Source organism: Faecalibacterium longum (assembly GCF_040094125.1).
GTDB lineage: Bacteria > Bacillota > Clostridia > Oscillospirales > Ruminococcaceae > Faecalibacterium > Faecalibacterium longum.
This window is the reverse complement of record NZ_JBBNIH010000028.1, coordinates 1-10,711: the sequence shown is the minus strand read 5'-3', so window position 1 is coordinate 10,711 and position 10,711 is coordinate 1. Positions and strand designations below refer to the sequence as shown.

General features: G+C 59.5%; 11 protein-coding genes and 2 tRNA genes. 4 read left to right on the top strand and 9 right to left on the bottom strand.

The annotated features are described in order from the left end of the window. Nucleotides 1–170: 170 nt before the first annotated feature. Together AAAU26_RS00335 and AAAU26_RS00330 are read right to left on the bottom strand one after the other, a co-directional pair. Entirely contained in the window at nt 171–422 is a 252-nt protein-coding gene (locus AAAU26_RS00335) for a DUF6061 family protein (RefSeq protein WP_005927463.1), read from the bottom strand. Between the two features lie 477 nt (nt 423–899). Beyond that, nucleotides 900–983 (bottom strand) — tRNA-Leu (locus AAAU26_RS00330). Between the two features lie 184 nt (nt 984–1,167). Between AAAU26_RS00330 and AAAU26_RS00325 the strand changes: the two genes are divergently transcribed. Continuing rightward, nucleotides 1,168–2,019, top strand: a complete 852-nt coding sequence (locus tag AAAU26_RS00325; protein WP_227619676.1) for a polysaccharide deacetylase family protein — start codon at nt 1,168–1,170, stop codon at nt 2,017–2,019. Nucleotides 2,020–2,082: 63 nt separating this feature from the next. Here AAAU26_RS00325 and AAAU26_RS00320 read toward each other — a convergent pair whose 3' ends face one another. The 6 genes from AAAU26_RS00320 to AAAU26_RS00295 form a co-directional block, all read right to left on the bottom strand. Beyond that, nucleotides 2,083–3,486, bottom strand: coding sequence for an aminopeptidase (locus AAAU26_RS00320; protein WP_227619675.1), 1,404 nt, complete (start codon nt 3,484–3,486; stop codon nt 2,083–2,085). Nucleotides 3,487–3,579: 93 nt separating this feature from the next. Then, nucleotides 3,580–4,164: a lytic transglycosylase domain-containing protein gene (locus AAAU26_RS00315; protein ID WP_207677409.1), complete on the bottom strand. Its 585-nt coding sequence runs from the start codon at nt 4,162–4,164 to the stop codon at nt 3,580–3,582. After that, nucleotides 4,152–4,760, bottom strand: a complete 609-nt coding sequence (coaE, locus tag AAAU26_RS00310) for a dephospho-CoA kinase (RefSeq protein ID WP_227619674.1) — start codon at nt 4,758–4,760, stop codon at nt 4,152–4,154. The genes AAAU26_RS00315 and coaE overlap by 13 nt, the downstream gene beginning before the upstream one ends. After that, complete coding sequence (locus tag AAAU26_RS00305) at nt 4,757–5,782, bottom strand: L-threonylcarbamoyladenylate synthase (RefSeq protein ID WP_158400726.1); 1,026 nt, start codon at nt 5,780–5,782, stop codon at nt 4,757–4,759. The genes coaE and AAAU26_RS00305 overlap by 4 nt, the downstream gene beginning before the upstream one ends. Nucleotides 5,783–5,852: 70 nt before the next feature. After that, nucleotides 5,853–6,938, bottom strand: a complete 1,086-nt coding sequence (prfA, locus tag AAAU26_RS00300; RefSeq protein WP_158394411.1) for a peptide chain release factor 1 — start codon at nt 6,936–6,938, stop codon at nt 5,853–5,855. Nucleotides 6,939–6,989: 51 nt separating this feature from the next. Continuing rightward, a complete protein-coding gene (locus tag AAAU26_RS00295; protein ID WP_149793267.1) occupies nt 6,990–7,178 on the bottom strand; it encodes a DUF951 domain-containing protein in 189 nt (62 codons plus the stop codon). A gap of 160 nt (nt 7,179–7,338) precedes the next feature. On the opposite strand from AAAU26_RS00295, the gene AAAU26_RS00290 reads away from it, so the two are divergent. Both AAAU26_RS00290 and AAAU26_RS00285 read left to right on the top strand, forming a co-directional pair. After that, a complete protein-coding gene (locus AAAU26_RS00290) occupies nt 7,339–8,274 on the top strand; it encodes a S1 RNA-binding domain-containing protein (RefSeq protein ID WP_158394410.1) in 936 nt (311 codons plus the stop codon). 51 nt (nt 8,275–8,325) lie between these two features. Beyond that, complete coding sequence (locus AAAU26_RS00285) at nt 8,326–8,877, top strand: DUF4364 family protein (RefSeq protein WP_158403177.1); 552 nt, start codon at nt 8,326–8,328, stop codon at nt 8,875–8,877. Nucleotides 8,878–8,921: 44 nt separating this feature from the next. Here the strand turns inward: AAAU26_RS00285 and spoIVA are convergent, their stop codons facing one another. Beyond that, nucleotides 8,922–10,418, bottom strand: coding sequence for a stage IV sporulation protein A (gene spoIVA, locus AAAU26_RS00280; protein WP_158400728.1), 1,497 nt, complete (start codon nt 10,416–10,418; stop codon nt 8,922–8,924). Nucleotides 10,419–10,634: 216 nt separating this feature from the next. Between spoIVA and AAAU26_RS00275 the strand changes: the two genes are divergently transcribed. After that, nucleotides 10,635–10,709 (top strand) — tRNA-Pro (locus AAAU26_RS00275). Nucleotides 10,710–10,711: the final 2 nt, after the last annotated feature.

The following is a 10,711-nucleotide window of genomic DNA, read 5'->3' as shown; positions in this document are numbered from 1 at the left end:
AAAGGCGTGACCGAAGTCACGCCAAATCTTCCCCATTTCGGGAGCTTTTGCAAATACTGTTTTATGGGAACTCTGCTCTGGGGAACTCCCTGTTGTACATATCGCTATCGTCTGTGGTCTTTGGCAGGGTGCGTCCTATTCAGGGGCGCACCCTGTTTTTTGTTTTGCCCTTAATCTTCTAGCCCATGGCTTCCAGCCACATTCTTCAAATATTTCTCCGGGTCACCGTTCAGAATCAAATCCGCATAGCCCAACGGATCGTTGTAGATGAGGTAGTCCAGTTCCGTCCTCTGCGCCATGGTCACGTCCAATTCATCCTCGACCCCGGTGCAGTCAATGGAGATCATTCTCCCATCCCGGAGCAGCAGCTCCACGCAGCCGGTATCCATGTTGAATTTGCAAGTTCTTTCATCGTACTTCATAATCGTGTCCTTTCTGCCTTACGGCACCTTTACAGTTGTGACTTTTGTTATACGGTTCTTCTGATAAGGTTTTGGACACACAGTCGTCGGGAAGGAGCCGGAATTGTCATTTCCAAAGAAAACAAAAAATCCGAACCCTTCTCCTATCGAGAAAAGGTTCGGATTTTCATGGTTTGGTGCAGAGAAGAGGGGTCGAACAGCACGACCGCCCGCAGGTGCGTACCATGATATGGACAAATAATCTCCTTGATGAATCAGGCTGCCGTCTCCGTAAAACAGAGACAGCGGCCTGATTTATTATTTTTGACTACTTTTTTGTCCCGGGGAAAACCCGGAAAAATCCTGCTATGACCTACTTTTTCTGACTACGATTCTGACTACAAAGTACCCGGCAAAAGCAGGCAGTATCTGATACGCACAGACAACAAAAAAATCCACGAAATATCGATTTTTCATCGACATTCCGTGGATATTTTCTGGTGCGAGGGAGGGGATTTGAACCCCCAAGGATAAACCACACGCACCTCAAACGTGCGCGTCTGCCAGTTCCGCCACCCTCGCATATGAAGTTTTGATGCAATCCGTGTTTTCTAACAGCTCTGAGGTTCAAGCCGTATCGCTGACTGCTCAAGTATAATACCATACTCCCCCGGCGATGTCAAGCGTTTTCATAGATTTTTTTGCCATTCATATCTTGTAAATGGAGTTTCCGTGCAGAAATGACTTAAGAAGGAGGTTTTTGGAAATGACTTTTTTCAAATCCAGCAAACATCAAAGATTGTTGTGGAGCCTTTTGCTGCTTTCTGTCGGGGCGGCGGCGGGGTTTGGACTGGGGATATTCTGCGGTGCAGAGCCGCCCGTAGGCTGCCGGGAGAGCGACCTGACCCCGGTGCCGGACGAAAGCTTCGTCTCCCCTGCCTCGGCGTCCTCCGTAGAAACGTCCCCGGAGCCGGAGCCGATGCCCGAGAAGTGGGTCTGTCTGACCTTCGACGACGGCCCCAGCAAGACGACGCCGGACGTTCTGTCCGCGCTGAACAGTGCCGGAGTAAAGGCGACCTTCTTTGTAGTCGCCACCGGAAACAACGACAAATATCTTCCCCTCATCTCTGAGGCTGCTGCCGCCGGACATCAGATCGCGCTCCACTCCGCCTCCCACGAGTACAGCGACATCTACCAAAGTTCGAACGCTTACTGGAAGGACATCGACCTGTTAAAGGAACGCCTCTCCCCTTACGTCCGGGCCGACGGCCTGCGGTATCTGCGCTTCCCGGGCGGCAGTACCAACACCGTGAGCCGCCGCTACGGCGGGCGCGGGCTGATGCAGCAGCTCAAAGAAGAAGTCACTGCAAAAGGCTACGCCTATGTAGACTGGAACGTCTGCGCTGAGGACGCTGTGGGCGGCAAGCCCAGTGCAGGCACCATCTTCCGCAACATCGTGCGGGAGACCGGCGAGCAGACCCAGTGCATCGTGCTGATGCACGACTCGGCCACCACCCGCACCACTGCCGAAGCCCTGCCCGACATCATCCAGTGGTACGAGGACAACGGTTTCGCCTTCCTCACGGTAGAGCAGGCCGTCCCCCTGCCCACGACATAGCAAAAAGCCCCGGAGGGCCTGCCAGACGGCAGACTTTCCGGGGCTTTGATGCGTAGAAGCAGCTTACTCAGCGGCCTGATTGAACAGGGCGAAGGCACGATAAGCCATGTACAGGTCGGTCTTGTGGATGACCTCGAAGGGAGAGTGCATGGACAGCACAGGCACACCGATGTCGATGACGGGGATGCCGCGGTTGGCAACATACTTTGCGATGGTGCCGCCGCCGCCCAGGTCGAGGCGGCCCAGCTCACCGATCTGCCATGCAACGTCGTCGTCGTCCATCATGCGGGTGACATAGCCCACCAGCTCGGCAGAAGCGTCGTTTGCAGCGCTCTTGCCGCGGCTGCCGGTGTACTTGAACAGCGCGATGCCGCGGCCTGCGTAGGTGCCGTTCATCGGCTCGAAAGCGCTGGCCCAGCTCGGGTCGTAAGCAGCGGTGACGTCGGCGGACAGGCAGACACTGTTGCGGAATGCAATGATGTCGTCCTGACCGGCGGTACGGCAGAGCTCCTGCATGAAGTGGAAGACGTACATGCTCTGCATACCGGTGACGCCGTCAGAGCCGATCTCTTCCTTATCGGTCAGGACACAGACGGTAGTGAAGGCAGGATTCTTGGTGGCGATCTCGGCCATCAGAGCGGGATATGCATCGACGCGGTCATCGTGGCCGTAGGCGCCGATCATGGAGCGGTCGAAGCCGACGTCGCGGGACTTATAAGCGGGGACGATCTCGATTTCAGCGCGTGCAAAATCCTTCTCGGTGATGCCGTACTTCTCGTTGAGGAGGATCATGGTGTTCAGCTTGACAGCTTCCTTCACTTCCTCGTCGTCCACAGCGTCGGAGCCGATGAGGATGTTCAGTTCCTCGGCGCGGATGCCGTCGCTCAGCTTGCGCTCGCCCTGCTCAGCGCCCAGATGGGGCAGCAGGTCGGTGATGCAGAAGACGGGGTCGTTCTCGTCCTCACCCACGTTCACGGAGACGGTGGTGCCGTCAGCGCGGGAGAACACGCCGTGGATTGCCAGCGGCATGGTACCCCACTGGTACTTGCGGATGCCGCCGTAGTAGTGGGTCTTGAAGTAGCTGAAGTGGTCGGACTCGTACAGCGGGGTCGGGCGCAGGTCCAGACGGGGGCTGTCGGTGTGAGCGATGACCAGATGGAAGCCGTCCTCGAAGCTGCGGGTGCCGATGGTGGAAGCCACGATGGCCTTGCCCAGCTGGCTGAAATAGACCTTGTCGCCGGGGGCGTAGGTCTTCTTCGGGTCGAACTGCTGGTAGCCTGCTTCCTTGAGCATCTGCTCGCTCTCAGCGGCCACCTCGCGCTCGGTCTTGCCTGCGTCGAGGAATTTCTTGTAGCCCTCAGCGAATGCGTGGGCCTCCTGCTTGACGGCGGCGGACTTGTCGCCGACGTAAGCGGGCTTAAACAGCAGCTTTTCAGCCAGCTGCTGGTTTGGAGTTTTTTCTGCCATAGGATCTCTCCTGCCTTTCTGTTTTCTTACACTTGTTATCTATCAAAGACCCGCAGGTTTTTGGCCTGTCGGTTCTTCTTCATTGGTTGAGATTCAGCCGCCGTAGAGCCGGGTATAGACGGCGTAGCTGGCGGTTATCTTTTCGACGTAATGGTGCATCTGGTTATAAGGGAAGCCTTTCAGGGTCTGCCCGTCGGAGGAATGCTCTTCCATCCGCAGCAGATTATCTACTGTCCCCCATCCGCTGTGGTAGGCGGCGGCAGCGGTAGCCACATCGCCGCCGTACCGCTCCATGCAGAGATGGATGTAGTAGCAGCCGAAGCGGATGCTGACGTCGGGGTCGTAGAGTTCATCGAAGGTCAGGCCCTCATCCGGCGCAATTTTGCTGCGCAGCCAGATAAAGGTCTCCTCGGTCATCTGCATCAGCCCCCGGGCCTCCACGCTGGAAGTGGCGGCGGGGTCGAAGCCGCTCTCCGTGCGGATGAACGCATAGACCAGCAGCGGGTCGAGCTCGTATTCTGCGGCCCACTGCTCCACCTGCCGGCTGTATTTGCGGGGGTAGAGCAGCCGGTCGGCCTCCCGGGCGAGGGGTGGCAGAGCCGTCAGGAGCACTGCCGCAATGCAGACCAGCACCACCAGTCTGCGCAGCAGTCGGAACAGCGTTTTCAAGCGCGGCATCCCTCCCCGATGAGAGCGTCACAGAGCCCGTTTGCTGCCTTCGCCAGCGCCTCACGGGTGGAGGTGTTGGGCAGGATGTAGTCTGCCTTGGCGGTCAGCACAGCCTCTGGCGTCTGGGCGTTGAGGCGGCGGGCGGCCATCTCAGGCGAGATACCGTCCCGGGCCGCGATGCGCTCCACGCTGACTTCAAACGGTGCCGTGACCACGCAGAACTTGTCGCACTCGGCCTCTGCCGCCGTGCCGATGATGACCGCGCCGTCCAGCACAAAGAGCTTCGCCCCCGCCTGCTGCGCGGCCTGTTTGGCGGCGCGGATGCGGCGGACGATCTCCGGGTGAGTCAGCGCGTCGAGCGCAGCTTTCCCCTCGGGCGTTGCAAAGGCGCGGTCGGCCAGCAGGCGGCGGTCAAGGGTGCCGTCTTCCTTTATAATATCTGCCCCGAAACGCTCAGCCAGCTGGGGCAGCAGCGGTGAACCCGGAAGCAGGATCTCGCGGGAGAGCTGGTCGGCGTCTGCCAGCGGGATGCCCCGGGCCGCGAACACCGCCGTGACCGTCGATTTGCCGCAGCCGCTGCGGCCGGTGATGCCCAGCGTCATCATAGCTTTATCACCCGGAACGCGGCCGCACGGATGAGGCGGTTATAGACGGCCATGGACAGGCCGTCTTTCTGGGGGCAGCGGGCGTAGACCACAGCATCGCCCTGCTCATCCAGCGCACGCAGGGAGCGGAAGATGTGTTTTGCCTGGTCGGCTCCGTCGCCCTCCCGGCCATACTCCACACAGGGTACGCCCAGCTTTTCGGCCTCGCCGGTAAAGCAAAGGCAGCTGGGATTCTCAGCGGCGTGGGCATCCACATAGGCTTTGAACTGCTCGAAGGTGCCATCCAGAAGGGTCACATCTGCCTTGGGAGCGTAGTGCTTATACTTCATGCCGGGGCTGCGGACGACCGCACCCTCCGGCAGCTTCTCAAGGATGGCCTTGGAGACTTCCACTTCCTCGCCCAGCGCACGCTCGAGGTCTTCCAGCGTGATGTGGCCGGGACGGAACAGAGTGGGCTTTTCGCCCACCACCGACACGACGGTAGACTCCACGCCCCAGTCGCACTCGCCGCCGTCCAGAATGAGGGGCAGCCGGCCGTCCATATCGGTAAAGACGTCCTGTGCGTTGGTGGGGCTGGGCTTGCCGGAGAGGTTGGCCGACGGGGCCGCAAAAGCGCAGCCGCTGGCTTTGATGACGGCCCGTGCCACCGGGTGGCTGGGCATCCGGATGCCCACGGTATCCAGACCGGCACAGCACTCCGCTGCCACCTCGGGGCCGCGGGGCATGATGATGGTCAGCGGGCCGGGACAGAACGCCGCCATCAGCAGCTGGGCGCGTTCCGGCACTTCGCTGACGAGGCCGTGCAGCATCTCAGGGCCTGTGACGTGGACGATGAGGGGATTGTCCTGCGGACGTCCCTTCGCCACAAAGATCTTGCTCACGGCCTCGCCGTTGCGGGCATCGGCCGCGATGCCGTAGACTGTCTCGGTAGGCAGGGCTACCAGCTCGCCCTGCCGCAGAAGCTCGGCTGCGCGGGCAATACCCTCTGCGTCAGCCGGGCGGACTTCAGTATTGATACTCATACGAATCATCGCTCTTTTCTTCTATAAAGCAATTATTCTTTACAGCTTTTCGTGCGCATTCCGCGCATATTTATGTGTTTAACTTCTGCAGTTTCTCGGCCTGCTCACGGGTGGCGAGGGCGTCGATGATGTCGTCCAGATTGCCGTCCATGATCTTGTCGAGATTGTGTACCGTCAGGCCGATCCGGTGGTCGGTGCAGCGATCCTGCGGGAAGTTATAGGTGCGTATCTTCTCGCTGCGGTCCCCTGTTCCCACCTGACCGGCGCGGTCGGCGTTGATGGCGTCCTGCTGCTCCTTCTGCTTCTGGGCCAGCAGGCGGCTGCGGAGGATCTCCAGAGCCTTGTCCTTGTTCTGGAACTGGCTGCGCTCGTTCTGGCACTCGACCACGGTTCCGGTGGGGATGTGGGTGACGCGGATGGCGCTGGACGTCTTGTTGATGTGCTGACCGCCCGCACCCGAAGAGCGGAAGGTGTCGATGCGCAGATCCTTCATGTCCAGCGCAAAGTCAACCTCTTCGGCCTGCGGCATCACGGCCACGGTGGCCGTCGAAGTATGGATGCGGCCCTGCGTCTCCGTTTCCGGTACACGCTGCACCCGGTGGACACCGCTCTCGTACTTGAGGCGGTTGTAGGCGCCCCGGCCATTGACCGCAAAGACGGCTTCTTTGGTTCCGCCGAGTTCCGTCTCGTTGAGGTTCAGCAGCTCCATCTCCCAGCCCCGGCTCTGGACGTACATGGTGTACATCCGCACGAGGCTGTGGGCGAACAGCGCAGCTTCCTCGCCGCCGGCACCGGCGCGTATCTCCATGATGACGCTTTTCTCGTCGTTTACGTCCTTCGGCAGCAGCAAAATTTTGAGATTATTTTCCAGCTCTGCCACATCCTGACTTTTTTCGCTCAGTTCCTGCTGTACCATAGCCTTAAAGTCCGCGTCGAGGGGCTCGTCCCCTTCCAGCAGGGCTTTTGCCTGTGCCAGGTGGTCCTGCGCAGTGGTGAGAGCGTGGTAAGCGTCCACCACCGGCTGTGCTTCATGGTACTCCTGCATCAGGCGGCGGAACTGCGCCGGGTCGGCGGCAGTTTCGGGCTGATTGAGACGGATAGAAAGTTCTTCGAACCGGCGGCAGACGGCCTCCATTTGGGAAGTCAGATTCGGCATATCAGGCAGTTCTCCTTACAAAACAGTTTCTGAATGTGCTGTGCCTCCGGGCTATTCCTGGCCCGGTTTGATGACCTTTTTGATGTTCTTCTCGATCTTCGCCCGGGGCAGCATGACCTCGCGGCCACAGCCCGTGCAGCGGATCTTGAAATCCATGCCCACCCGCAGCACCTCGAAGCTTGCTGCTCCGCAAGGGTGCTGTTTGCGGGTGAGGATGGTATCGCCGACTGCAATATCCATATTGAATCCTTCCTGTCTGCACATTTATAGTACAGGCCGTGTGTCCAAAAGAGGAACACACAACTATAGTATAATCCAAACTCGTATAAAATGCAAATGCAGCTGCATATGGTTTTATAGCTGCAATGCTACCCAAAAATCAGAGAAAGAGGAATGAAAGATGATGCAAGCGTTTCGTACCGAAAACAACTACCGCAATGCTTCCCGCCTGAGCGCCGCCGAGCTGCGGGCCGCGATGGCCAGCCGCGAGATCTTGCAGAGCACGGCGCTGGCCTTCGACACCCAGCGTCAGCTCCGGTTCGAGCTGGGCGGCTGCCGGGCTGTAATGCCCTTCGGGCAGTGTGCCGACGGAGCCGACACCGGCAGTGTACGGGACATCGCCGTACTGACGCGGGTAGGACGGCCCACCTGTTTTGTCATCGAGGGCATCGACACCGACGAAAACGGACAGCCTGTCTACCGCCTCTCCCGCGCTGAAGCACAGCGGATGTGCAAGGCCGAATACCTCGACCAGCTCCAGCCCGGCGACATCCTGCCCTGTATCGTGACCCACATCGAGCCCTTCGGTGCGTTCTGTGACGTAGGCTGCGGCATCAGCGCCCTTCTGCCCATCGACTGTATGTCGGTGAGCCGTATCTCCTCCCCTGCCGACCGGGTCAGCGTGGGGCAGCAGATACTCTGCGCCATCAAGAGCCGGGACGCACAGGGGCGGTTCGTGCTGACCATCCGGGAGCTGCTGGGTACCTGGGCCGAGAACGCTGCCGCCTTTACGGTGGGCGAAACGGTGGTGGGCATCGTGCGGAGCGTGGAGGAGTACGGCACCTTCATCGAGATCGCGCCCAACCTCGCGGGCCTCGCCGAGAGCTGCCCCGACCTGCGCCCCGGGCAGGCTGTGAGCGTCTACATCAAGAACATCCTGCCCGAGAAGATGAAGATAAAGCTCGTCATCGTCAACCATGCCCTCAGCCAGAGCCACCGCTTCGAGCTGCGGTACTTCATCACCGAGGGCCACCTCGATCACTGGCTCTACTCCACCCCCGAAAGCCACAAGCGCATCGAGACGGATTTTTCGGTCATGGCTTGCAATCCGGCGTGAAACCCTTTATACTATAGTTAATACTATAGAACACGGGAGATGGGAGTAACAATGGCCGCCAACGATGCTTTTACCGCCGGTGTGCGTCCCGGTGGACTGACCAACAGCACCGAGATACGATTGCTGCTGTGTTATCTTGTCAAGAACGCCGGGCCTATCACACGGACGGAGATCGAAAACGCCCTGATGGAAGAGGCACTGGTGAATTATTTTGAGATCGGCTCCTGCCTGGACGACATCGCCAGGCAGCAGCTCGTGACGGTGGACGGCGACCGGTACACCATCACCGACAAGGGCCGGAAAGTGGCGCAGGAGCTGGCCTACGACCTGCCCCGCAGTGTGCGGGAAAAGGCGGTCGCCGCCGTGCTGCGCAGCCAGACCTGGGCGCGCAAGGAAGCCGAGTACAGCGCCCGCATCAGCGAAAAAGCCGACGGCCATTGCTCCGTGCGCTGTCAGGTGAAGGCTCTGGACAGTGAGCTATTTTGTCTGGACATCGGCACTCCCGACCGGCTGAGCGCTGAGATGGTAAAAAAGCAGTTCATTTTGAAGGGCAATGAGATTTATCAGATGCTCATCACCAAATTGACCGAAGAAGAGAAATAGCACAAAAGTCCGCTGCACGTTGGTTTCGTGCAGCGGACTTTTTGTTAGATCAAGATACAGATGAGTCCGGTACAGCCCTCGTTGATGACCCGTTCCAGCGTCTCCTGCAAACGCCCCCGGGCCTCCTGCGGCATATGGAGCAGCTTGTTCTGCAGGCCGTCGTTGACCAGCTCGTGGAGGCTCTTGCCGAAGATGTTCGACTCCCACAGGCGGACGGGGTCGTCCTCGAAATCCTTCAAAAGGCTCTGCACGAGGTCTTCGCTCTGCTTTTCCGTCCCGACGATGGGACTCAGCTCGGTGTGGATGACAGCTTTCATCATGTGGATAGACGGCGCGCTGGCCTCGAGACGGACGCCGTACCGCCCGCCCTGCCGGACGATCTCGGGCTGTTCCAGCGAAAGCTCGTCGATGGACGGCATCACGATGCCGTAGCCGGTAGCCTCCACCTGCTCCATCGCACTGCGTATCTTCTCGTAGGCACGCTTGGCTTTGGCCAGCTCGATGATGCAGGGCATCAACCCGGCTTCGTCGCCGATTTCGAGGCCCGTCTGCTCGCTGAGCACCTTATAAAACACCTCGGGCTTGAGCAGCACCGTGATGCGGACCACACCGTCGGCGAGGTTCATCCCACTGAGGGCGGCGTTTTCCACGGCCTCGCAGTCCAACGCCGCCCGGCCGGAGTCGGAGACGTCCTTCATCCGGGAAATTTTCTCGGAGAGCTGCATAGCCGCTGTGTATACTTCGGTCTGAAGCCAGTGGCCTTTGTCCAACATCGTCACCCAGCGGGGCAGGGCGAAATCCAGCTCCCTCACCGGGAACTCGTAGAGCACTTTTTGTAAAATCTCGCCCAGCTGCGCCTCGTCGAGGTCGAGGCAGCTCACAGGCAGAACGGTCCGGCCATAGCTCTCTTCCATTTCCGCCGCCATCGCTCTTGTCTCGGGGGCGTCGGGGTGGGTGCTGTTGAGCAGGATGACGAAGGGCTTGCCCAGCGCTTCCAGCTCGTCGATGACCCGCTTTTCTGCCGGGATGTAGTTTTCGCGGGGTATCTCGCTGATGGTGCCGTCGGTGGTGACGACGATGCCGATGGTGGAGTGGTCCCGGATGACCTTGCGGGTGCCGGTCTCGGCGGCGAGGTCGAAGGGGATCTCCTCGTCGAACCAGGGACTTTTGACCATCCGGGGCTTGTCATTCTCCTCGTGGCCCATGGCCCCCTCCACCATGTAGCCCACGCAGTCGATGAGCCGGATGCTGCACTCTCCCCCGCCCTCCAGCGCCAGCGGCACCGCCGACTCCGGGATGAATTTGGGCTCGGTGGTCATGATGGTGCGCCCCGCTGCCGACTGGGGCAGCTCATCGCGGGCGCGGAGCTTCGCGTCCTCCGGGCCGATGGCTGGCAGCACCAGCTTTTCCATAAACTGCTTGATGAGGGTGCTCTTGCCCGTGCGCACCGGCCCCACCACGCCAATGAGGATGTCGCCGCCGGTGCGGGCTCCTATCTCGCGGCAGACTGCCGCCTGCTCGATTCGTTCCTGCTTTGCCAAAATGCTCTCCCCTCTCTTCCCATTTGAAAGCCATCTGGAAGAAATTTATGCGACGGCGGGAGGAATTAGTACGATGCAAAGCAGCGCATCACCGTCAAAATCATACTTTCTTCAAAAAAATCCAAAAAAATTGCAAAAATCTGTTGACAAGACTGCCTTATCCGAGTATAATATCTCATGTCGCCGGTGCTTCGGTAGGGAGGCAACGGATGATGACCGGGTGTAGCGCAGTTTTGGTAGCGCGCTTGAATGGGGTTCAAGAGGCCGTGAGTTCGATTCTCGCCACTCGGACC

Excerpts from the sequence above, each read along its gene's own strand:
- AAAU26_RS00335 (WP_005927463.1), bottom strand. The coding sequence starts at position 422 with ATGAAGTACGATGAAAGAACTTGCAAATTCAACATGGATACCGGCTGC.
- AAAU26_RS00325 (WP_227619676.1), top strand. The coding sequence starts at position 1,168 with ATGACTTTTTTCAAATCCAGCAAACATCAAAGATTGTTGTGGAGCCTT.
- AAAU26_RS00320 (WP_227619675.1), bottom strand. The coding sequence starts at position 3,486 with ATGGCAGAAAAAACTCCAAACCAGCAGCTGGCTGAAAAGCTGCTGTTT.
- AAAU26_RS00315 (WP_207677409.1), bottom strand. The coding sequence starts at position 4,164 with ATGCCGCGCTTGAAAACGCTGTTCCGACTGCTGCGCAGACTGGTGGTG.
- coaE (WP_227619674.1), bottom strand. The coding sequence starts at position 4,760 with ATGATGACGCTGGGCATCACCGGCCGCAGCGGCTGCGGCAAATCGACG.
- AAAU26_RS00305 (WP_158400726.1), bottom strand. The coding sequence starts at position 5,782 with ATGAGTATCAATACTGAAGTCCGCCCGGCTGACGCAGAGGGTATTGCC.
- prfA (WP_158394411.1), bottom strand. The coding sequence starts at position 6,938 with ATGCCGAATCTGACTTCCCAAATGGAGGCCGTCTGCCGCCGGTTCGAA.
- AAAU26_RS00295 (WP_149793267.1), bottom strand. The coding sequence starts at position 7,178 with ATGGATATTGCAGTCGGCGATACCATCCTCACCCGCAAACAGCACCCT.
- AAAU26_RS00290 (WP_158394410.1), top strand. The coding sequence starts at position 7,339 with ATGATGCAAGCGTTTCGTACCGAAAACAACTACCGCAATGCTTCCCGC.
- AAAU26_RS00285 (WP_158403177.1), top strand. The coding sequence starts at position 8,326 with ATGGCCGCCAACGATGCTTTTACCGCCGGTGTGCGTCCCGGTGGACTG.